The organism is Hydrogenophaga sp. PBL-H3 (genome assembly GCF_010104355.1).
Taxonomy (GTDB): domain Bacteria; phylum Pseudomonadota; class Gammaproteobacteria; order Burkholderiales; family Burkholderiaceae_C; genus Hydrogenophaga.
This window is the reverse complement of record NZ_CP044972.1, coordinates 460,608-480,158: the sequence shown is the minus strand read 5'-3', so window position 1 is coordinate 480,158 and position 19,551 is coordinate 460,608. Positions and strand designations below refer to the sequence as shown.

Genomic DNA, 19,551 nt, shown 5'->3' with positions numbered 1-19,551 from the left:
CGTTCAGTAAACGGCCGAGCCGGCTGGCCGGGCGCTGGCGGCCGTGGCGCCCTGCGCAAAAAACGCGCGGGTGCTGGCGATCGCGCGGTCGATGCCGGCCGCGTCCACGTCGAGGTGGGTCACGAAGCGCAGGCCGATCAATCCGGTGGCGAGCACGCCGTCGCGCGCAAGGTGCGCGAGCAGATCGGGGCCGCGCCCGTTCGCCACGTCGACGAACACGATGTTGGTCTGCGCCGAGCGCACACTCAGCCCGTCGATACCGGCCAGCCCTTTTGCCAGGCGTTGCGCGAGCGCGTGGTCGTCGGCCAGGCGGTGGATGTGGTGGTCCAGCGCGTGGTGCGCAGCCGCTGCGAGCAGGCCCGACTGGCGCAAGCCGCCGCCGAGCATCTTGCGCCAGCGCAGCGCGCGGCGGATCAGGTCTTTCGAGCCGCACAGCGCGGAGCCCACGGGCGCGCCCAGGCCCTTGCTGAAACACACCGAAACGCTGTCGAAGCGGTCCACGATGTCGCGCACGGCGGCGCAGGGATCACCACCTGCCGCCACCGCCGCGTTGAACACACGCGCGCCGTCCAAGTGCACCGCCAAACCGTGTTCACGCGCCAGCGCGGTCGCCTGGTCGAGGTACTCCGCCGGCATGGGGTGACCGTTCCAGGTGTTCTCCAGGCACAGCAGGCGCGTGCGCGCGAAGTGCGGGTCATCCGGCTTGATGGCGGCGGCGATGTCGGCCAGAAGCATCTGACCAGTGGCGTTCTGCGCCAGCGGCTGCGGCTGGATGCTGCCCAGCACGGCCGCGCCACCGCCTTCGTAGCGGTAGGTGTGGGCGTTCTGGCCCACGATGTACTCGTCGCCGCGCTCGCAGTGCGCCAGCATGGCGCAGAGGTTGCTCTGCGTGCCACTGGGCATGAAGAGCGCGGCTTCCTTGCCAGTGATGGCGGCAACGCGCTCCTGCAGCGCCTGCACCGATGGGTCGTCGCCGAAGACGTCGTCCCCCAGAGGCGCGGCCATCATGGCCTCGCGCATGGCGGCGGTGGGTTGTGTGACCGTGTCGCTTCGCAAATCAACCGTTGTCATGCCTGCTCCAGAAAGTTCTTGAGCATCGCGTGCCCGTGTTCGGTGAGGATGCTCTCGGGGTGGAACTGCACGCCTTCAATGGCGAGCGTCCTGTGCTTCACACCCATGATCTCGCCGTCGTCGGTCCAGGCGGTCACTTCGAGCTCGGGCGGGCAGTCGCTGCGGCGGATGGCCAGCGAGTGGTAGCGGTTCACGGTGAACTTCTGCGGCAGCCCCGCAAACACGCCTTGCTGCGTGGTGGTGATCACACTGGTCTTGCCGTGCATGAGTTCCTGCGCGCGCACCACCGTGCCACCCAGCGCTGCACCGATGGCCTGGTGGCCCAGGCAAACACCCAGGATGGGCAGCTTGCCGGCGAAGTGCTGGATGGCCGCGACCGAGATGCCGGCTTCGGCGGGGGAGCACGGACCCGGGGAAATCACCAGGCGGTCGATCTTTCCAGCCGCCAGTCGTTGATCGATTTCGTCGACCGTGATCTCGTCGTTGCGCACCACGGTCACCTCGGCCCCCAACTCACCAAGGTACTGCACGATGTTGAAGGTGAACGAGTCGTAGTTGTCCACCATAAGCACTTGAATTGGCGCGTTCATTCCAGACCCTCCTCAACCAGTTCGGCCGCGCGCAGCAGCGCACGCGCCTTGTGCTCGGTTTCCCTCCATTCCATCTCGGGCACCGAGTCGGCCACCACGCCAGCCGCGGCCTGCACGTAGAGTGTCTGGTCCTTGATGATCCCGGTGCGGATGGCGATCGCCACGTCCATGTCGCCCGCGTAGCTCAAGTAGCCGCAGGCACCGCCGTAGATGCCGCGTTTGGTCGGCTCCAGCTGGTCGATCAGCTCCATGGCGTGCACCTTGGGCGCGCCGGTCAGCGTGCCGGCCGGGAACGTGGCTTTCAGCACGTCCATGCTGGTCATGCCGTCCACCAGCATGCCTTCGACGTTGCTCACGATGTGCATCACGTGGCTGTAGCGCTCCACCGCGAACGCTTCGGTGACCTTGACGGTGCCGATCTTCGCGATGCGGCCGATGTCGTTGCGCGCCAGGTCGATCAGCATCACGTGTTCGGCGCGCTCCTTCGGGTCGGTGATCAGCTCGGTTTCGGTCGCCTTGTCCTGCTCGGGCGTGGCGCCGCGCGGGCGGGTGCCGGCCAGCGGGCGGATCGTCACCTTGGTGCCCTCGGCCGTGTTCTCCTGCCGCACCAGGATCTCGGGCGAGGCCCCCACCACGTGGAAATCCCCGAAGTGGTAGTAGTACATGTAGGGCGATGGATTGAGCGAGCGCAGCGCGCGGTAGAGGCTCAGCGGCGACTCGGTGTAGCGCTTCTTGATGCGCTGGCCCACCTGCACCTGCATGAAGTCGCCGGCGGCGATCAGCTCCTTGGCGCGGTCCACGGCCTTGAGGTAGTCGGCCTTGGCGAAGTCGCGCTCGGCCGGGTAGCCCTGGCTGGGTTTGACCACCGGCGCGCTCACCGAGTACTTCAGCGCCTCGCGCAACTCACGCAGGCGCTTCTTGCCGTTGGCATAGGCCTCGGGCTGTGCAGGGTCGGCGTAGACGATCAAATACAGCTTGCCCGACAGGTTGTCGATGACGGCGAGTTCTTCGCACTGCAGCAGCAGGATGTCGGGGCAGCCCAGGGTATCGGGTGGGCAACTCTTTTCGAGCTTCTTTTCGATGTGACGCACCGCGTCGTAACCGAAGTAGCCGGCCAGGCCGCCACAGAAACGCGGCAGACCCGGGCGCAGCGCGACTTTGAAACGCTGCTGGTAGGCCGCAATGAAATCGAGTGGGTTCCCGTGGTTCGTCTCCACCACCACGCCGTCCCGCACCACCTCCGTTTTGGCCTCGGCGCCGAAGCCGGTCGCACGCAGCAGCGTGCGCGCGGGCAGGCCGATGAAGCTGTAGCGCCCGAAGCGCTCGCCGCCCACCACCGATTCGAGGAGGAAGCTGTGCTTGCCGTCGCCGCGCCCATGCGCGAGCTTGAGGTAGAGCGAGAGCGGGGTTTCGAGATCCGCGAAAGCCTCGGCCATCAGCGGGATGCGGTTGTAGCCCTGCTGGGCCAGGCTCTTGAATTCCAGTTCGGTGATCATGTTCGTTCTTTCCGTCGGCCACACCCGGAGTCATTGACACATCGGGTGGAGCGCTGGGTTCCATGCCATCCGGTCAGGGGCGCTGCCGGGCTTGGGTGGGGTGAGACAGCGGCGGGCGCGGGGCCCGGTGGTCGCTGTGCCAACCCCGGGGAGAGTGCACGTTTACGCTGGCTTGCGCCAGGGCCAGGCTCCCCGGCCGTTGCGGCTCGGCAGAACACCTGAGGGGGTTGTGCATGGGTTGAACATGGTGGCGCGAGTGTAGCAAAGGCTTGTGGTGCGGCGTGGTCCGCTCGATGGCATCCGGGCCGACATGCTTTGGTTTTACGGCCAAACCCTCTGAAGGCGGTTTCGCACCGATGGGACAATCGAAAAATAGAACGACTGTTCTTTTTTCGACCTGGAGCACCATGAACCGCAACTTTCTTCCCTCATCGATCCTGGGCGCGACAGCCCTGTGCACCGCCCTGCTCCTGCCCGCCCTGGCCCAAGCGGCCACCGTGGACATCGGAGGCGTGAAGCTGGAGGACCGCTTGACGGTGGCAGGCCAGCCCCTGCTGCTCAACGGCGCGGGCATCCGCTACAAGGCGGTGTTCAAGGTCTACACCGCCGGGCTCTACCTGGGCCAGAAGGCCGACACCCCCGAGGAGGTGCTGGCCGCCACCGGCCCCAGGCGCATGACCATCACCATGCTGCGCGACATCGATTCGGCCGAGCTGGGCAAACTGTTCTCGCGCGGCATGGAAGACAACATGGACCGCGCCGCCTTTTCCAAGCTCATTCCCGGCGTGATGCGCATGAGCCAGATCTTCAGCGATCACAAAAAGCTCAAGGAGGGTGAGACCTTCCTGATCGACTGGATTCCCGGCACCGGCACGGTGCTCACCATCAAAGGGGCTGTGGAAGGCGAGCCGTTCAAGGAGCCCGAGTTTTTCAATGCACTGATGCGCATCTGGCTGGGCCCCAAGCCGGCGGACTGGATGCTGAAAGACGCGCTGCTGGGCAAGAAGAAATAGGCCCCCACGCTCCCCCGCTGCGCGTGGTCCGCTGCCCCCCCCCGAGGGGGCTGATCCGCCTTGGAGCGGCCCGGCGGCGGATCGTCAGCTCAGTTCGGCCAGCGAGCCGATCAAGCGGTCGTGCGGCGCCTGCGAAATCGGGTCGCCGTGGTTGTAGCCATAGGTCACCAGCACCACCGGGCAGCCTGCCGCACGCGCGGCGATGCCGTCGTTCTGCGAGTCGCCCACCATCAGCGTGCGGGCCGGTGGCATACCCAAAGCCTCGCAGGTCTTGATCAGCGGCAGCGGGTCGGGCTTGGTGCGCTCGAAACTGTCGCCACCGAACACGTGGGCAAAGAAGCCCAGCAGTCCCTTGGCCTGCAGCAGCGGCACGGCAAAGGCATGGGGCTTGTTGGTCAGGCAGGCCAGCGGCAGGCCACGCTCGCGCAGCGCCGTGAGGCCTTCAAACACGCCTGGGTACACCGCGCTGTGCGCGCCGTTGATGGCGAGGTAATGCGCCTGGTAGCGCGTCCAGGCATCGCCCTGCAATGCCGCTGCCTCATCGGCCTGCAGCCCGCCGTGCAGCAGCGCCGAACGGATCAGGTGCGCCGAGCCCTTGCCCACCATGCGCTCGATGTCGGCGCGGGTGACGGCCGGGCGGTCCAGGTCCTTCAGGGTTTCGTTCAGGGCGACGTCGAAGTCGCCCAGTGTGTCGACCATGGTTCCATCCAGGTCAACGATGACAGCTCGAATGCCAGCGATCACGCCAGCGCCGCACGCATCTGGTCGATCACCGCCTTGTAGTCCGGCTTGCCAAAGATTGCGCTGCCAGCCACGAAGGTGTCGGCGCCGGCGTCGGCCACGCGGCGGATGTTGTCGGGTTTGATGCCGCCGTCCACTTCCAGGCGGATGTTCTTGCCACTGGCTTCGATGCGGCGGCGCGCGTCCTCGATCTTGCGCAGCGCCGAGTCGATGAAGCTCTGGCCGCCAAAACCCGGGTTCACGCTCATGATCAGGATCAGGTCGATGTCGTCGATCAACCAGTCCAGCACATCCAGCGGCTGGCCCGGGTTGAAGGTGAGGCCTGCCTTGGCGCCCTTGGCCTTGATGGCCTGCACGCTGCGGTGCACGTGGGCGCTCGCATCGGGGTGAAAGCTCACCAGATCGGCACCGGCGTCGATGAAGGCACCGGCCAGCGCGTCCACCGGCTGGATCATCAGGTGCACGTCGATCGGCACCGGGGTGCCATCGGGCTTCTTCGCGTGGGGCTTGAGTGCCTGGCAGACCATGGGCCCGAAGGTCAGGTTGGGCACGTAGTGGTTGTCCATCACGTCGAAATGGATCCAGTCGGCGCCGGCGGCGATGACGTTTTTCACCTCTTCCCCCAGACGGGCAAAGTCGGCGGACAGGATGGACGGGGCGATGAATGCGGCGCTGGGGTTGTGGGACATGGGCAACCTGTGATCGGGTGGTAAGGGGGACGACCGGGTGCATTTTGGCAGGCCGCGCGGGGTCATGCAGGCCCGGGGTAACATGCCGGCCATGCCCAAATACCTGTTCACCTGCGAGGTCGAGCCCCAGTACCTCAGCGAACAGTCTTCGCCCGAGGAAGACCAATACGCCTTCGCCTACACGATCACCATCACCAACACCGGTGAAGCGACCGCGCAGCTGATCGCGCGGCACTGGATCATCGACGACGAGCAGGGTCATACCGAACAGGTCAAGGGCTTGGGCGTGGTGGGGCACCAGCCACTGCTCAGGCCCGGGGAATCGTTTCAGTACACCAGCGGCACCCGTCTGAAAACGCCCACGGGAAGCATGCGGGGCAGTTTCTTCTGCGTGGCCGAAGACGGTGAACGCTTCGAGGCCGAGGTGCCCGAGTTCATGCTGCGGGCTGCGGGCGCGGGTGACGCCCCCTCGCGGGTTCTGCACTGAAGCGCAGCCCCTCGGTTTCAGCCGGCGCCCTCTCCCCCGCTGAGCGCATGCAGGCCACCTCCCTCATCGAACGCCTGAACGCCGATGCGCCCATGGCGCAGCGCCACCTGTGGCTGGTCGAGGCCATGCGCTGGGTGCGCGGCGACGAGGAAAACGTGCAGGCCAGCGTGGCGCGCGTGAGCGAGTTCCTCGACAGCGTGCAGGCGAACCCCGAGCTGCAACTGCGCTGGCGGCGGTGGTGGCAGCGCTTCGTGGAAACGGTGGACATCACCCCGCTGCTGGCCGACCACGGCTTTGCGCCGCGCACCGCCTTCCTGAGCGAGTTCGGCAACCGCCTGCGCAAGAAGGCCTTGCCCCACACGCCCGAGACCACCGACCTGGCCGAGCTGTTCGATCTGCTGCTGCCCACGCGCTTTGACGTGCGCTGGCTCAAGGCACTGGACAGCGCCACCCTGCTGCGCCTGCGCAAGCTGCTGATCGGCACGGGCGAAGCACCCGGCGCCGACACCGACGCCAGCACCGATGACTACTGGCAGGTGGCCCTGATGGACGCCATGATTTCCTGCGTGAGCCAGGTCAGCGCGACCGGCTTTGCCTCCGAGATCCGGGTGCGCATGTCGCCCGAGGCCCAGGAGCAAAAACCGTTTCACCAGCTGCCCAGCGACCTGGAATCGCTGCGCCGAGCGGTGCGGGTGCACGGCGCGCAAAGCCCCGAGGCACTGGAGGCCGCCACCCGGCTGCGCAACCAGCTCGACGCCTGCCGCCACGCCGCGTATACGGTGTATTCGCACCTGGAGGAGCACGGCGTGTCGGTGGGCATCGTGTTCCGCCTGCGCCAGTTGCGCGAGCGGGTGGTGCGGGTGAAGGAGCTGCTTGACTGCCTGCAGTCCGATCAGCCCGAGCGTGCCACGGTGGCGCTGCTGGCCGACCTGGCCCAGGTCGGGCTGGACAACCGCAGCATCCGCGCACTGGTGGCCGCCAGCTCGCAGCTCACTGCGGCCAAGGTGGCCGAGCGCAACGCCGAGAGCGGCGAGCACTACATCACCCGCAACGCCGCGGAATACAAGGACATGCTGGGCAAGGCCGCGGGCGGCGGCGCGGTGATCGGCCTGACCACCTGGGTGAAGTTCGCGCTGTACGGCCTGGGCCTCTCGGCTTTCTGGAGCGGCTTTGCGGCGGGCATGAACTACGCGGCCTCGTTCGTGCTCATCATGTTGCTGCACCTCACGGTGGCCACCAAACAGCCCGCTGTCACCGCGCCGGCCATGGTGGCCAAGCTCAAGGACATCAAGGAGCTGGGCGCGGTCAAACGTTTTGTGGACGAGGTGGCCAACCTGTTCCGCTCGCAGGTGGCGGCCATCGTGGGCAACATCGGCTTGGTGATCCCGGTGGTGCTGCTGATCAGCGCGGTGCTGAAGTTCACCACCGGCAGCGCCATGATCGACGTCGACAAAGCGCGTCACACCCTGCAAGACATCAGCCTGCTTGGCCCCACGCTGCTGTTTGCCGCGTTCACCGGCGTGCTGCTGTTTGCCTCCAGCATCGTGGCGGGCTGGGTTGAGAACTGGTTCGTGTTTCACAAGCTGCACTCGGCCATGGAGCACAACCCGCGCTTCACCAGCCTGCTGGGCCGCGAGCGCGCCGCGCGCTGGGCCAATTTCGCCCGCGCCAACATCTCGGGCCTGGCGGCCAACATTTCGCTGGGCTTCATGCTCGGCCTCACACCGGCTTTCCTCCAGTTCTTCGGCGTAGGGCTGGACGTGCGCCATGTCACCCTGTCGGCTGGTCAGGTGGCCGCTGCGGCGTTTGCGCTGGGCCTGGGCGTGTTGCGGGAGCCCTCTTTCTGGTGGGCCGTGGCCGGCATTGCGGCGATCGGTCCGCTCAACCTGGGCGTGAGCTTCTATCTGGCGTTCCGCCTGGCCCTGCAGGCGCAGAACATCAGCGAGGTCAACCGTCAGCTGATCCGCACCGCGATCAAGCGCCGGATCCGCGTGGCACCGCTGACGTTCCTGATCCCGCCACGCGTCAAACCCGGTACCGGCGACGGCACCGCTGCGCCCCATGGGTGAGTTCGAGCTGATCCGGCGCCACTTCCAGCGCGAAGGCCAGGTGGCCCGATCGCCTGTGATGCTGGGCATTGGCGATGACTGCGCACTGCTTCAGCCCCGGCCCGGCCATCTGCTGGCGGTCTCCACCGACATGCTGGTCGAAGGCAGGCACTTCTTCAAAGGTGTCGACCCCGAAGCGCTGGGGCACAAGGCCCTGGCGGTGAACCTGAGCGACCTGGCCGCCATGGGTGCCCACCCGCTGGGCTTCACCCTGGCGCTGGCCCTGCCCGAGGCGCACGAGGCCTGGCTCTCCGCCTTTGCGCGTGGCCTGTTCGCACTGGCCGACCGGCATGCCTGCCCGCTGGTGGGTGGCGACACCACACGCGGCCCGCTCAACATCTGCATCACGGTGATGGGCGAAGTGCGGCCCGGCCCGGCGATGCAGCGCAGCCAGGCACAGGTGGGCGACGACCTCTACCTCACCGGGCGCACCGGCGAGGCGCGGCTGGCGCTGGAGCTGATGCGCGAGGCGGCCTGGGCCACATCGGCCTGTGGCCCGCAAGCGCTGGCGCATCACCCCGAGCTGCGCCAGCGGCTGGAACGCCCCACACCGCGCCTGGCGCTGGGCACGTTGCTGGCGGTGCTGGGCAGCGCGGTGCACGCGGCCATCGACGTGAGCGACGGGCTGGCCGGCGACCTTGGGCACATCCTGCGGGCCAGCGGCGTGGGTGCCGAGATCGCCCTGCCCGCCCTGCCGGTGGCACCGGCATTGCAACGGCTGGCGCTGGCCGAGCGTCTGGACTGCATCCTCAACGGCGGTGACGATTACGAGCTGCTGTTCACCGCCGCGCCGATCGCACGCGCTGCGGTGGAAGCGGCCGCGCTGGCCAGCCACACCCCGGTGCAGCGCATTGGCCGCATCAGTGCGGCTCCGGGCTTGCGCGTGCTCGACGCCTCGGGCCACCCGGTGGCGGTGTCAGCGCGCGGCTTCGACCATTTCGCCTGAGCCGCCCGGCGCACCCGCGCCCAGCAACGCGCCCACGATCTGCGCCACGCGCTTCTGCTCCAGCCGCCCGGCGTCCACCCACACCACGCGCCCCGCAGGCGCGCCCGCCAGGTCGGCCTGCGCGGTCTGGCGGTCGGTGCTGCCGTCGAACAGCAGCACCACGCGCTGCAGGTGCGGTGCGGTGGCGAGCACGCCGAGCTCGTGGCGGCAGCCCTGGTTGCGCGCCTGAAATCCACGCAGGTCCATCAGCACCACATCGGCCTGCGCCACCAGCGCGGCCAGCGCCTGTTGCCAGGTGCTGTCGAAGCAGTAGCACTCGTTCACGCGGTAGCGGCCGTCGGGGTCGGGCGCGAGGTCGAAGTCGCGCAGGCGCTCGGCCACCTGCGCTTCGTTGGCCACGAAGCGCTCGGCCAGGCGGCCGTTGAGAAAGGTAAACACGTCGTCCGGGTCGATCGTGCGGCTGAGCAGGTCGGTGCCGGCGATCAGCACCGTGTTGCCGGAGAGGCGCCAGCGCTCGACCACGCGGTCAAACAAGGTCTGCACGCCCACGTCTTGCTGGAATACGCGCAACACCAGCAGCGTGGGCGGCACTCCCCGGGGCGCCAGCCAGCCGCGCAGTGCCCAGGCCGCCAGCGGAATCCACAGCCACGGCAGGAACTGGGTCAGCGCGATCAGCCCCACACCCTGCAAGGCGGGCAGCGCCGACGCCCCCAGCACCACCAGCCAGTAGGCCGCGAGCAGGTACCAGAGATCGGAGAAGCGCTTGTCCCGGTAGGCCCGGGCCAGCCAACGCGCGATGGCCCAGGCCGGCCAGGCCAGCAACAGCCAGGGGGCCAGCGCCATCAGCACGATGGCCGGCCAGGCGCCCACCGCACCCACCAGCGCGATCAACCAGCCCGGCGGGTCCTGCACGCCACTCACCATGAGCTGCAGGGCCAGCACCGACGAGCCCGCGAGCAGCATGAAGATGGGCAGCAGATACGGCGCCACCGCTCGGATGCGCCCGCTCGCCCCGATCACCAGCGTCACAGCCACCGGCAAGAGCACCAGACCCCCCAGCCAGCCCAGCGAGGTGGCCAGCGGCTGTGGCGAGATGGAGCGCCACAGGGTGAGCACCAGCATGACCAGCAAATACAGGCCGATGGCGCCCAGCGTGCGCAACCACGACCAGCGCCGCACCAGCCCCCAGGTCAGCGCCATCGGCCAGGCGTAGACCACACCGAGGGTGAGCGCCCGGCCGACGCTGAGCAGCTCGCTGCCGTAAACGAAGAGCAGCGCCAGCACCGACTGGGTCAGGCCGATCAGCAAGCTGAGCGCACTCACCGCAAAGAGGTAGCGCCAACTCGCGCGCTGGTTGGCGGCGAGGTCCAGCGTGGCGGTGGTTTTGGCCTGCGCGGGCAACCGGGTGTGGGCAACAGGCTGCGACGGATCGGGCGGCGGCGAGCGCCGCATGAGCGCCAGCATGCGGCGGCGGTACAGGCCCGAGACCACCCAGGAAGCGGCGCCCGTGAGCATCACGCCCAGCACCATGGCGGTGAGGATGGCACCCGTGTTCATCTCCATGCTGGCTCCCTTCTTCGTGCACGCCAGTATCGCGCCGGCCCCGCGGTGAAACAAGGCCGCGCCGCCGATAATCCGCCCCATGCCTGAGACCGCCTACGCCCCACTGGCCCGCCCGACCTGGGCCTTCCTGTTGTCCCACCCGGCGCACTTCATCGCGCTGGGTGCTGGTGCCGGCCTGAGCCGCCTGGCGCCGGGCACCGTGGGCACGCTGTGGGCGTGGGCGGCTTTCCTGCTGCTGCAACCGGTGATGTCGACCCCAGCCTGGGCACTGCTGATCGGCGCGGGCACGCTGGTGGGCTGGTGGGCCTGCACCGTGACCGCACACCACATGGGGGTGGCCGACTCGGGCCACATCGTGTGGGACGAGGTGGTGGCCTTCTGGCTGGTGCTCTGGCTGATCGCACCCGCGGGCTTCGGCGCTCAGCTGGTGGCGTTTGCGCTGTTCCGCTTTTTCGATGCCGTGAAGTTCGGCCCCATGGCCTGGGCCGACCAGCGCTTCAAGGGCTTCGGTCCGCGCGGGGGCTTCGGCATCCTGCTTGACGACTTCGCCGCCGCGGCTTGCACGCTGCTGGTGATCGCCATCTGGAGGTTCTGACCATGAACGCAGCCGAACTGGTGGAGGCGCTCGCGCGCAAACTCAAGGAGCGCGGCCTGATGATGGCCACCGCAGAGAGCTGCACCGGCGGCCTGATCGCGGGTGCTTGCACCGAGCTGAGTGGCTCCAGCGACTGGTTCGAGCGCGGTTTCGTCACCTACTCCAACGCCGCCAAGGCCGAGTTGCTGGGTGTGCCCGCCGAACTGATCGCGCAACACGGCGCCGTGAGCGAGCCGGTGGCTCGCGCCATGGCCGCGGGCGCTCTCGCCCATTCCCCGGCCCAGCTGGCGGTGGCCGTCACGGGTGTGGCCGGCCCCACCGGCGGCAGCGCCGAGAAGCCCGTGGGCACGGTGTGGTTTGGCTGGGCCACGCCGGCGGGCACCTTCACCGAACACCAGCGCTTTGCCGGCGACCGCGCCGCCGTGCGCGCGGCCACGGTGCGGCACGCCCTGGCCGGCCTGCTGCAACGCCTGCCCTGAGAGCGGCGCATGGAACCGTTCAAGAACCTGATCAACGCCACCACCGTGGCCCACGCCGGCCTGCACCTGCAACGCGCGTGGAGCGGCTTTGACCGCCCGCGTTTCGAAGCGCTCGCCAACCACGGCCTGGATGCGCTCGAACTCAAGGCGCGCATGCTGCAACTGGCCACGGCAATGCACGCCACGCTGCCCGCCGATTTCAACGCCGCCTGCACCGTGCTGGAAACCAGCCTGGCACCCCCGCTGCCGCTGGACGCAACCGGCGAGCCCGTTGGCCTGTCCACGGCCGAGGCCGCCACCGGCCTGAGCGGCTGGGTGATCTGGTCGATGGGCGAATTTGTGGCGCGGCAGGGCCAGCACGACGTGTCTCGCTCGCTCGCCTGTCTGCACGCCCTCACCCAGCGCTCCACCGCCGAGTTCGCGATCCGGCCCTTCATCCAGCAGCGGCCCGAGGCCGTGTGGCCGGTGCTCGCGCGCTGGGCGAACGATCCGAGCGCGCACGTGCGCCGGCTGGTCAGCGAAGGCAGCCGGCCCCGCCTGCCCTGGGGCCTGCGGCTGCAGGCGCTGGTGGCCGACCCGGCGCCCGCGCTGCCGCTGCTGCGCAGCCTGCAGGACGACCCCAGCAGCTATGTGCGCCGCAGTGTGGCCAACCACCTCAACGACATCGCCAAGGACCACCCCGACCTGGTGGCGAGCTGGGTGCACGACCACCTGATCGACGCACCCGACCCGCGCAGCGCGCTGCTGCGCCACGCGAGCCGCAGCCTCATCAAGGCAGGCCACGCACCCACGCTGGCGGCCTGGGGCCTGGCGAGCGGGCTCAAGGGGGAGGCAACGCTGGCGCTGTCCGCGAAGCGCGCGGCGGTCGGTGGCGAGATCGGCCTGCGCGCCGTGCTGCGCTCCAGCGCGCGCAAGCCGCAGCTGCTGGTGGTGGACTACGCGGTGCACCACGTGCGCGCCAACGGCAGCACCTCACCCAAGGTGTTCAAGGGCTGGAAGCTCACGCTCGAGCCGGGCGAAGAGCGCACGCTGGAGAAGCGCCACAGCCTCAAGCCGGTGACCACGCGCACGCTCTACCCCGGCACGCACCGCATCCAGGTGCTGGTGAACGGCGTGGCGCTGGCCGAAGCGGCGTTCGATCTCCTGCCCTGAGCACCCACACGCCTACACTCGTGCGGCAGGAGACACGCACATGACCCCCGACTGGTTTGCCGGATTCGAGCTTCAACAGATCCCGACCCGGGGCGCGCATGCCGCCGTGCGCGTGGGCGGCCGGCTCGATGGCCCTGCCCTGGTCCTGCTGCACGGTTTCCCGCAGACACACACCATGTGGCACCGCGTGGCGCGCGAGCTGGCGCCTCACTTCCGGCTGGTGCTGCCCGACCTGCGCGGTTATGGCGATTCGTCGCACGCGCCCGGTGATAGTGACCACAGCACCTACAGCAAACGCGCGATGGCACAGGACGTGATCGACGTGGTGGACGCGCTGGGCATCGACCGCTTCTTTCTCTGCGGCCACGACCGGGGCGGGCGCGTGGCGCACCGACTGGCGGTGGACCACCCGGCGCGCGTGCGCAAGCTATGCGTGATCGACATCGCGCCCACGCTCGACATGTACGCCCGCACCGACATGGCCTTTGCGCGCGCCTACTACCACTGGTTCCACCTGATCCAGCCCGCGCCGCTGCCCGAACTGATGATCGGCGGCAACGCACTGGCCTACCTGCACGCCAAGCTGGGCGGCTGGGGTTCGGTGCAGGGCGGCGCGCGCCTGCCCCACATCGAGCCGCAGGCGTTGGCCGAGTACGAGCGCTGCTTTTGCCGCACCGAGGCCATCCACAGCGCGTGTGAGGACTACCGCGCGAGCGCCGGCATCGACCTCGATCACGACCGCGAGAGCCGCGAGCGTGGACAGCGCATCGCCTGCGACACACTCGTGCTGTGGGGCGCGCGAGGTGTGGTGCAGAAGTTCTTTGACCCGCTGGCGCTGTGGCAGGCGCAATGTTCGGGCACCGTGAGCGGCCACGCCATGCCGGCGGGCCATTTCATCCCCGAAGAACTGCCCGAGGCCACCGCAGCGGCCCTGCGCGGCTTCATGACCACCACCGACTGAAAGACGCCCATGCTCACCGTCCACCACCTCAACAACTCGCGCTCGCAGCGCGTGCTCTGGCTGCTCGAAGAGCTGGGCGTGCCGTACCAGATCGAGCGCTACCAGCGCGACCCCAAGACGATGCTGGCGCCGCCCGCGCTCAAGAAGGTTCATCCGCTGGGCAAGTCGCCGGTGGTCACGGACGGGCAGGCCACGCTGGCCGAGTCGGGCGCGATCATGGAGTACCTGGTGGAGCGCTACGGCGAAGGCAAGTTCTCACCCGAACCCGGCACGCCTTCGCATCTGCGCTACCGCTACTGGCTGCACTACGCCGAGGGCTCGCTGATGCCGCCGCTGCTGATGAAGCTGGTGTTCGACGAGGTGGAGAAAGCCCCGCTGCTGGTGCGCCCGATCGCCAAGGCGATCTCGGCCACGGTGCACAAGCGCTTCATCACCCCCAACCTCAAGCAGCACCTGGACTTTCTGGAAGGCGAACTCGCCAGCTCCAACTGGTTCGCCGGGCGCTCGTTCAGCGCGGCCGATGTGCAGATGAGTTTTCCGGTGGAAGCCGCTGCGGCCCGAGCGGGGCTGAACGAAAGCCGGCCCAAGCTCATGGACTGGCTGCGCCGCATCCATGCGCGCCCGGCTTATCAGCGGGCGCTGGTGCAGGGTGGACCGTTTGAGTTGAAGTGAGCCGCCTGCGCAGCAGGCGAGGGCTTCGACAGGCTCAGCCCGAACGGATATGAGCTCAGGCCGAACTGACAGGGGCTCAGAAGGCGCTGTCTGAATGCCCTATGCGCCGTGGCATTTTTTGTATTTTTTTCCACTGCCGCACGGGCAAGGGTCATTCCGCCCCGGCGTCTCGGCCTTGCGGATCGGCTCCACACGCGGCCCCAGGCTGCGGCCGATCTGGGCCAGGTCGTACACCGCCCAGATCGCCGCGCCGAACGCATTGAGGCGCTCGTCGCTCACGCTCGGCGGGCCGTCTTCGGCGTGCATGTTCACCGTCGGCTTGCCCGTGTCGTCTTCGGTCAGGGCCACCAGGTGGTCGAGCGCTTCGTCGATCCAGATGGCGGTGTCCTTGTCGCGTGGCGGCTCCCAGTCCTCGGGCCAGTTTTCCACCACGAACATGAAGCCCAGCGCCCACACCTGCGCGTAGGCCGGCAGCTCCTGGTCTTTGAACTCGGCGCGTTCGGCATCGGGCAGAGCGGCCACCGCACCACGCACGTCCATCAACTCGGGGTGGTAGCTGCGCTCGTCTTCCAGCGTGTCCACCGGTGAGGCCAGCGAGATCGACACCTCGGCGCTGCGGCGCGTCCACAACGCCATGAACTGCTCGTACTGCGCGGTGTTGGCGAAGTGTGTGCCGTCTTCCTGCGGTGCGGTGGGCAGGGGGCCGGTGCCCAGCAGCATGGGCAACCACTCGGCCGGCTCCACCGGGCGGCGCGTGCACAGCAGGGCGGCCATGGCACCTTCGCAGAACTCCCACTGCGGCACGTCTTCGCCGCGCGTGCGCAGGTCGTCCAGGATCGCGTCAAGGGTGTCGTAGTCTTCGTTGTCCAGCGCGCCGGCTGGGGTCTGGTCGGTGTTCACGGGGGTGTTCATGGGGTCAAATGGCCTGCGCAGGCCCGGGTTTTATGATGGGTTGAAGTGTATTCCGCACCCTCTGCCGAAAGCCCGCATGCTCGACCGCCTCAACGCCCTCTACCCCGTGCGCTACACCGCGCTTGGCCTGTGTGTGGTGATCGCGCTGCTGAGCCTGTTCACCTGGATCGCGTTCGGCATCGGCGGCTTCTGGTTTCTGGTGTTCACCGGCCTGTCGGTGCTCGGTGTGTTCGACCTGCGGCAGACCAAAAGCTCGGTGCTGCGCAACTACCCCGTCATCGGTCACCTGCGCTTCATGCTGGAGAAGATCCGCCCCGAAATCCGCCAGTATTTTCTGGAGAGCGACGTTGAGGCCACGCCGTTCTCGCGCAGCCAGCGCAGCCTGGCCTACGCGCGCGCCAAGGGCGAAACCGACAAGCGCCCGTTTGGCACGCAGATCGATCAGAGCGCCACCGGTCACGAGTGGCTCAACCACTCCTTGGCGCCCAGCCTGATCGCCTCGCACGACTTCCGCCTCACCATCGGCGGGCCGGACTGCACCCAGCCATACGAGGCCAGCGTGTTCAACATTTCGGCCATGAGTTTTGGTGCGCTCTCGGCCAACGCGATCCAGGCACTGAACGCCGGCGCGAAACGCGGCGGCTTCGCGCACGACACCGGCGAGGGCTCGATCTCGGCTTACCACCGGCTGCACGGGGGCGACCTGATCTGGGAAGTCGGCTCAGGCTACTTCGGCTGCCGCGACGAGAACGGCCACTTCAGCCCCGACCGCTTCAAAGCCAACGCGATGGACCCGCAGGTGAAGATGGTCGAGATCAAGCTCAGCCAGGGCGCCAAGCCGGGGCACGGCGGGGTGCTGCCGGGGCCGAAGGTCACGCCCGAGATCGCCGCAGCGCGCGGCGTGATCGTGGGGCAGGACTGCGTCTCACCCGCCGCGCACAGCGCGTTTTCCACCCCCATCGAGCTCATGCATTTCATCGTGCGGCTGCGCGAACTCTCGGGCGGCAAGCCGGTCGGCTTCAAGCTGTGCATCGGCCATCCGTGGGAATGGTTCGCCATCGTCAAGGCCATGCTGGCCACCGGCATCACGCCCGACTTCATCGTGGTCGACGGCGCCGAGGGCGGCACCGGTGCGGCACCGCTCGAATTCACCGACCACGTGGGCGCACCGCTGCAGGAAGGCCTGCGCCTGGTGCACAACACGCTGGTGGGCGTGAACCTGCGCGACCGCATCAAAGTGGGCTGTGCGGGCAAGGTGATCAGCGCCTTCGACATCGTGCGCGCCATGGCCATCGGCGCCGACTGGTGCAACAGCGCGCGCGGCTTCATGTTCGCGCTCGGCTGCATCCAGGCCCAGAGCTGCCACACCGGCCAGTGCCCCACGGGCGTGACCACGCAAGACCCGGTGCGCCAACAGGCGCTGGTGGTGCCCGACAAGGCCGAGCGCGTGCACCAGTTTCACGAGCGCACGCTCATGGCGCTGCAAGAACTCATCCAGGCCGCTGGCCTGCAACACCCCGGCGAGATCACCGCCCACCACCTGGTGCGCCGTGTGAACCAGAACGAAGTGCGCCTGCTCGCCAACCTGCTGCCCGAAACACTGCCCGGTGCCCTGCTGCACGACCTGAGCGGCCAGCACGCGGTGTTCACCACCTACTGGCCGCAGGCGCACGCGGACCGGTTCGGGCTGGCCTGAGGCTCAGGCCGCCCGGGCTCGCAACCGCGACACGATCGCGATCGCCAGCCACCACAACACGCCCCAGATTGTTGCCACCAGCATCCAGCCCAGGAGGCTGGGCCCGGGCCACCCACCCGAGGCGGCGCGCTCGAAGACCGGCAGGCCCAGGGCCTGCATCGGCCACAGCGGCAGGTACACCGTGCCGGCAACCGCGGGCGCAAGCGACTCGGGGAGCCTGTCGCCGAGCCAGACCAGCGCCGCATGGACACCAATGACGCCGAGGAATGCAAACCACCGCTGGGAGGACATGGGAACTCTCTGGCGCCGCGCGGGCTGCCTTGAAATGGTTCAGACCACCGACACCATCGCCGCGCTTGGGGCGGTGCACGGGATGGTGAGGCCTCTCGGACTCATGCCTCGACCTTCGCGCCTTTGTCCAACAGCAGTTCGCGCAGCACCGAGCGGTGGCAGCGCGCTTCTTGCTCGCAATAACACCCCACCGAAAAATCCTCCTGGTGCGAGAGCCTGGCGAGCAGCTCGAGGGCATGCCCGTTGTCGGGCGTGGCCATTTCGGCGCGGTACTTGCGCGTGAAGGCCTGCCACTGCGCGGGCGTGTCAGCGGCCTGGCCGAGCTTCATGGTCTCCACGCTGGGCGCGAGATTGGGGAACCACACGTCGTACCAGTTGCCCGAGGCGAACGCGGCCTTGGGCACGCCGCGCGGCGGCCTTCGCACGGTGCCGATGCGGGTGCCTTCGCCCGCCACCCTGTCGCTGCCCAGCCGAACCACGCGAATGGCCATGCTGCTCTCCTCGTGTTGTGGCAACCCACCCGTTGTTGATCAGATCCGCGAACCGTCTTCCAGAAAACGTTCCTCGCGCTCGAACACCCCCAGTGCGCCGTAGTGCCTGCGGCGCAGCAACACGCCGCGCTCGCCGTGTTCGTCTTCTCGCACAAGCACGCCCGCTTCGCTGAAGTATTTCTGCCAGCCTTGCAGGCGGCCATTGCGCTCGATGTTGACGGCCGCGGGCAGGCCGCTGTCCCAGAAGCTCTCGGTGGTGCGCTCCTGGAGACGGCCCTCACGGCGGACGCGCTGGCGTGCCTTCTGACGGCCGTTCAGGTACCACTGCTGGATGCGCTGCTCGTAACCGTCGGCCCAGGCGGTCTCCTGCGTGAGCTGGCCGCTCTCGGCCCACTCGCGCGACACGCCTTCGCGGCCTTCGGCGCTGTTGGGATCGCGTTCGATGAAGTCGGTCTCCGAGCGCACCTGTCCCGAGGGGTAGAACACACGCTTGATGCGCCGGCCGTCCTTGAGTTCTTCGTTGCGCACGAGCCGGCCTTCGCGGTCCAGCACGCTCTGGCGCTGCATCTGGCCTTGCAAATAGCTCACAGTGCCCGCTGGCTTTCCCGCTTCCCGGTAGAGCGTGACGTCGCTGGCGCGTCCGGTGTGGCCACACGGCTCACGGTCTTGCGGCACCAGCGTGACGGCGGCGCATCGCAACTCGGTCAGGCTGCCGTCGGCCAGGTAGCCGATGGTGAGCACGGTGCGCCGGCCGGCCGCGAAATGCAGCGCTTGCAGGTGACCGGCCTCGGCAAAGGCCTTCTGCACGCCCACGGCGCTGCCGTCCTCAAGGTTTTCCTCCTTGCGCAGCGTGCCCCTGGCATCGAAGGTTCGCGCCACGCCGTCGCGGTTGCCGCGTTCGTTGACGCTGTATTCGCGCCGCTCGCCGTCGGCCAGCACCATGAGCACCGGGCCCACGGCCTTGCCATCGCGCAGCGTCTGGTCCAGGCGGCGCACCTGGCCGCTGTCGTCGGTGCAGCGCATCAGGCCGCTCTTGCCGGCGGTGGTGCTGCCGTTGTCGCGGCTCACGCTGCCGCCGTTGAGTTCGCAGTTCTGCACCGCCCAGGCGTTCGCGCAAAACACGGCAACGAAGGCCAGCAACGGCCAACGCGCTTCAATCGACATGGCTCAGATTCCACTCACGACACACATGCACACCGACACGCGCCAGCCGTTTGGCCATGCAGAGCACCGCGTCGTCCTTGCTGACCAGTGTGGCGCGGTGTTCGGCGGCGAGGTCGACGAACTTCTGGTCGTCGGCGTCCTTGCAGGTGTAGGCCGCCTTGGGCGACTCAGGCACCAGGCGAGTGCAGCGGTCGAAGGCGTCGAGCACGTCTTGCGCCGGCCGGGCCTGGGCTTGCAGGCGGCGAGCGATCTGCGGGTAGTCGAGCACCCGCACGAGCTCTTCGCGCATGGCAGCGGTGACCAGCCAATCGCGCGGCATGCGCTCCACCGCCTGACGAAGTGGCGCCGTGACGGGATCCTGAAACACGAAAATATCGAGCACGATGTTGGTGTCGAGCACCAGCACGTCGGTGGTGTCGGGCACCTCGGCCATG

21 protein-coding genes are annotated in these 19,551 nt (G+C 68.2%); 10 read left to right on the top strand and 11 right to left on the bottom strand.

What is annotated here, in order from left to right:
* Nucleotides 1-3 precede the first annotated feature (3 nt).
* Genes ltaE through trpE form a run of 3 tightly spaced genes read right to left on the bottom strand, consistent with a single transcriptional unit; the run spans nucleotide 4 to nucleotide 3,157 of the window.
* Nucleotides 4-1,071: a low-specificity L-threonine aldolase gene (gene ltaE, locus F9Z44_RS02290; protein WP_159603244.1), complete on the bottom strand. Its 1,068-nt coding sequence runs from the start codon at nucleotides 1,069-1,071 to the stop codon at nucleotides 4-6.
* On the bottom strand, nucleotides 1,068-1,649 hold the full coding sequence (locus F9Z44_RS02285) for an anthranilate synthase component II (protein WP_159608547.1): 582 nt from the start codon (nucleotides 1,647-1,649) through the stop codon (nucleotides 1,068-1,070). Before F9Z44_RS02285 ends, ltaE begins: the two co-directional genes overlap by 4 nt.
* Nucleotides 1,650-1,657: 8 nt before the next feature.
* Nucleotides 1,658-3,157 (bottom strand): anthranilate synthase component I, encoded by a 1,500-nt coding sequence (trpE, locus tag F9Z44_RS02280; RefSeq protein ID WP_159603242.1) that lies wholly within the window; start codon nucleotides 3,155-3,157, stop codon nucleotides 1,658-1,660.
* 407 nt (nucleotides 3,158-3,564) lie between these two features.
* Here trpE and F9Z44_RS02275 point away from each other — a divergent pair, with 407 nt between their 5' ends.
* Nucleotides 3,565-4,170, top strand: a complete 606-nt coding sequence (locus F9Z44_RS02275) for a chalcone isomerase family protein (RefSeq protein ID WP_159603240.1) — start codon at nucleotides 3,565-3,567, stop codon at nucleotides 4,168-4,170.
* An 84-nt stretch (nucleotides 4,171-4,254) separates the two neighbouring features.
* Here F9Z44_RS02275 and F9Z44_RS02270 read toward each other — a convergent pair whose 3' ends face one another.
* Both F9Z44_RS02270 and rpe read right to left on the bottom strand, forming a co-directional pair.
* On the bottom strand, nucleotides 4,255-4,869 hold the full coding sequence (locus F9Z44_RS02270; protein ID WP_236574229.1) for an HAD-IA family hydrolase: 615 nt from the start codon (nucleotides 4,867-4,869) through the stop codon (nucleotides 4,255-4,257).
* A 41-nt stretch (nucleotides 4,870-4,910) separates the two neighbouring features.
* Entirely contained in the window at nucleotides 4,911-5,600 is a 690-nt protein-coding gene (rpe, locus tag F9Z44_RS02265) for a ribulose-phosphate 3-epimerase (RefSeq protein ID WP_159603236.1), read from the bottom strand.
* Between the two features lie 91 nt (nucleotides 5,601-5,691).
* Between rpe and apaG the strand changes: the two genes are divergently transcribed.
* The 3 genes from apaG to thiL are packed head-to-tail and all read left to right on the top strand — an operon-like array spanning nucleotide 5,692 to nucleotide 9,141.
* The gene (gene apaG / locus F9Z44_RS02260) at nucleotides 5,692-6,087 is read left to right on the top strand and encodes a Co2+/Mg2+ efflux protein ApaG (protein WP_159603234.1); all 396 of its coding nucleotides are present in this window, start codon (nucleotides 5,692-5,694) and stop codon (nucleotides 6,085-6,087) included.
* Nucleotides 6,088-6,134: 47 nt separating this feature from the next.
* The gene (locus F9Z44_RS02255; RefSeq protein WP_159603232.1) at nucleotides 6,135-8,156 is read left to right on the top strand and encodes a site-specific recombinase; all 2,022 of its coding nucleotides are present in this window, start codon (nucleotides 6,135-6,137) and stop codon (nucleotides 8,154-8,156) included.
* Nucleotides 8,149-9,141, top strand: coding sequence for a thiamine-phosphate kinase (gene thiL / locus F9Z44_RS02250; RefSeq protein ID WP_159603230.1), 993 nt, complete (start codon nucleotides 8,149-8,151; stop codon nucleotides 9,139-9,141). The genes F9Z44_RS02255 and thiL overlap by 8 nt, the downstream gene beginning before the upstream one ends.
* Here thiL and F9Z44_RS02245 read toward each other — a convergent pair.
* Entirely contained in the window at nucleotides 9,112-10,704 is a 1,593-nt protein-coding gene (locus F9Z44_RS02245; RefSeq protein WP_159603228.1) for a hypothetical protein, read from the bottom strand. The two genes, thiL and F9Z44_RS02245, sit on opposite strands and share 30 nt — an antisense overlap.
* A gap of 79 nt (nucleotides 10,705-10,783) precedes the next feature.
* Here F9Z44_RS02245 and F9Z44_RS02240 point away from each other — a divergent pair, with 79 nt between their 5' ends.
* From F9Z44_RS02240 to F9Z44_RS02220, 5 genes are read left to right on the top strand one after another with little or no spacing between them, the layout of a single operon-like run.
* Nucleotides 10,784-11,299, top strand: coding sequence for a phosphatidylglycerophosphatase A family protein (locus F9Z44_RS02240; protein WP_159603226.1), 516 nt, complete (start codon nucleotides 10,784-10,786; stop codon nucleotides 11,297-11,299).
* 2 nt (nucleotides 11,300-11,301) lie between these two features.
* Nucleotides 11,302-11,778, top strand: coding sequence for a CinA family protein (locus F9Z44_RS02235; RefSeq protein WP_159603224.1), 477 nt, complete (start codon nucleotides 11,302-11,304; stop codon nucleotides 11,776-11,778).
* A 9-nt stretch (nucleotides 11,779-11,787) separates the two neighbouring features.
* Nucleotides 11,788-12,930 (top strand): DNA alkylation repair protein, encoded by a 1,143-nt coding sequence (locus F9Z44_RS02230; RefSeq protein ID WP_159603222.1) that lies wholly within the window; start codon nucleotides 11,788-11,790, stop codon nucleotides 12,928-12,930.
* A 40-nt stretch (nucleotides 12,931-12,970) separates the two neighbouring features.
* A complete protein-coding gene (locus F9Z44_RS02225) occupies nucleotides 12,971-13,891 on the top strand; it encodes an alpha/beta fold hydrolase (protein WP_159603220.1) in 921 nt (306 codons plus the stop codon).
* A 9-nt stretch (nucleotides 13,892-13,900) separates the two neighbouring features.
* On the top strand, nucleotides 13,901-14,563 hold the full coding sequence (locus F9Z44_RS02220) for a glutathione S-transferase family protein (RefSeq protein WP_159603218.1): 663 nt from the start codon (nucleotides 13,901-13,903) through the stop codon (nucleotides 14,561-14,563).
* 99 nt (nucleotides 14,564-14,662) lie between these two features.
* Here the strand turns inward: F9Z44_RS02220 and F9Z44_RS02215 are convergent, their stop codons facing one another.
* Nucleotides 14,663-15,475, bottom strand: coding sequence for a YecA/YgfB family protein (locus F9Z44_RS02215; RefSeq protein ID WP_159603216.1), 813 nt, complete (start codon nucleotides 15,473-15,475; stop codon nucleotides 14,663-14,665).
* Between the two features lie 76 nt (nucleotides 15,476-15,551).
* Here F9Z44_RS02215 and F9Z44_RS02210 point away from each other — a divergent pair, with 76 nt between their 5' ends.
* Nucleotides 15,552-17,171, top strand: a complete 1,620-nt coding sequence (locus F9Z44_RS02210; RefSeq protein WP_159603214.1) for an FMN-binding glutamate synthase family protein — start codon at nucleotides 15,552-15,554, stop codon at nucleotides 17,169-17,171.
* A gap of 3 nt (nucleotides 17,172-17,174) precedes the next feature.
* On the opposite strand, the gene F9Z44_RS02205 is transcribed toward F9Z44_RS02210, so the two are convergent.
* The 4 genes from F9Z44_RS02205 to F9Z44_RS02190 all read right to left on the bottom strand — a co-directional run bounded on the left by F9Z44_RS02205 (nucleotide 17,175) and on the right by F9Z44_RS02190 (nucleotide 19,550).
* Complete coding sequence (locus tag F9Z44_RS02205) at nucleotides 17,175-17,462, bottom strand: hypothetical protein (protein WP_159603212.1); 288 nt, start codon at nucleotides 17,460-17,462, stop codon at nucleotides 17,175-17,177.
* Nucleotides 17,463-17,563: 101 nt separating this feature from the next.
* Nucleotides 17,564-17,953 (bottom strand): DUF488 domain-containing protein, encoded by a 390-nt coding sequence (locus F9Z44_RS02200; RefSeq protein ID WP_159603210.1) that lies wholly within the window; start codon nucleotides 17,951-17,953, stop codon nucleotides 17,564-17,566.
* Between the two features lie 39 nt (nucleotides 17,954-17,992).
* Complete coding sequence (locus F9Z44_RS02195; protein ID WP_159603208.1) at nucleotides 17,993-19,117, bottom strand: toxin-antitoxin system YwqK family antitoxin; 1,125 nt, start codon at nucleotides 19,115-19,117, stop codon at nucleotides 17,993-17,995.
* Entirely contained in the window at nucleotides 19,107-19,550 is a 444-nt protein-coding gene (locus tag F9Z44_RS02190) for a putative toxin-antitoxin system toxin component, PIN family (RefSeq protein WP_159603206.1), read from the bottom strand. The genes F9Z44_RS02195 and F9Z44_RS02190 overlap by 11 nt, the downstream gene beginning before the upstream one ends.
* Nucleotide 19,551: the final 1 nt, after the last annotated feature.

Excerpts from the sequence above, each read along its gene's own strand:
- ltaE (WP_159603244.1), bottom strand. The coding sequence starts at position 1,071 with ATGACAACGGTTGATTTGCGAAGCGACACGGTCACACAACCCACCGCC.
- trpE (WP_159603242.1), bottom strand. The coding sequence starts at position 3,157 with ATGATCACCGAACTGGAATTCAAGAGCCTGGCCCAGCAGGGCTACAAC.
- F9Z44_RS02275 (WP_159603240.1), top strand. The coding sequence starts at position 3,565 with ATGAACCGCAACTTTCTTCCCTCATCGATCCTGGGCGCGACAGCCCTG.
- F9Z44_RS02270 (WP_236574229.1), bottom strand. The coding sequence starts at position 4,869 with ATGGTCGACACACTGGGCGACTTCGACGTCGCCCTGAACGAAACCCTG.
- rpe (WP_159603236.1), bottom strand. The coding sequence starts at position 5,600 with ATGTCCCACAACCCCAGCGCCGCATTCATCGCCCCGTCCATCCTGTCC.
- apaG (WP_159603234.1), top strand. The coding sequence starts at position 5,692 with ATGCCCAAATACCTGTTCACCTGCGAGGTCGAGCCCCAGTACCTCAGC.
- F9Z44_RS02255 (WP_159603232.1), top strand. The coding sequence starts at position 6,135 with ATGCAGGCCACCTCCCTCATCGAACGCCTGAACGCCGATGCGCCCATG.
- thiL (WP_159603230.1), top strand. The coding sequence starts at position 8,149 with ATGGGTGAGTTCGAGCTGATCCGGCGCCACTTCCAGCGCGAAGGCCAG.
- F9Z44_RS02245 (WP_159603228.1), bottom strand. The coding sequence starts at position 10,704 with ATGGAGATGAACACGGGTGCCATCCTCACCGCCATGGTGCTGGGCGTG.
- F9Z44_RS02240 (WP_159603226.1), top strand. The coding sequence starts at position 10,784 with ATGCCTGAGACCGCCTACGCCCCACTGGCCCGCCCGACCTGGGCCTTC.
- F9Z44_RS02235 (WP_159603224.1), top strand. The coding sequence starts at position 11,302 with ATGAACGCAGCCGAACTGGTGGAGGCGCTCGCGCGCAAACTCAAGGAG.
- F9Z44_RS02230 (WP_159603222.1), top strand. The coding sequence starts at position 11,788 with ATGGAACCGTTCAAGAACCTGATCAACGCCACCACCGTGGCCCACGCC.
- F9Z44_RS02225 (WP_159603220.1), top strand. The coding sequence starts at position 12,971 with ATGACCCCCGACTGGTTTGCCGGATTCGAGCTTCAACAGATCCCGACC.
- F9Z44_RS02220 (WP_159603218.1), top strand. The coding sequence starts at position 13,901 with ATGCTCACCGTCCACCACCTCAACAACTCGCGCTCGCAGCGCGTGCTC.
- F9Z44_RS02215 (WP_159603216.1), bottom strand. The coding sequence starts at position 15,475 with ATGAACACCCCCGTGAACACCGACCAGACCCCAGCCGGCGCGCTGGAC.
- F9Z44_RS02210 (WP_159603214.1), top strand. The coding sequence starts at position 15,552 with ATGCTCGACCGCCTCAACGCCCTCTACCCCGTGCGCTACACCGCGCTT.
- F9Z44_RS02205 (WP_159603212.1), bottom strand. The coding sequence starts at position 17,462 with ATGTCCTCCCAGCGGTGGTTTGCATTCCTCGGCGTCATTGGTGTCCAT.
- F9Z44_RS02200 (WP_159603210.1), bottom strand. The coding sequence starts at position 17,953 with ATGGCCATTCGCGTGGTTCGGCTGGGCAGCGACAGGGTGGCGGGCGAA.
- F9Z44_RS02195 (WP_159603208.1), bottom strand. The coding sequence starts at position 19,117 with ATGTCGATTGAAGCGCGTTGGCCGTTGCTGGCCTTCGTTGCCGTGTTT.
- F9Z44_RS02190 (WP_159603206.1), bottom strand. The coding sequence starts at position 19,550 with ATGGCCGAGGTGCCCGACACCACCGACGTGCTGGTGCTCGACACCAAC.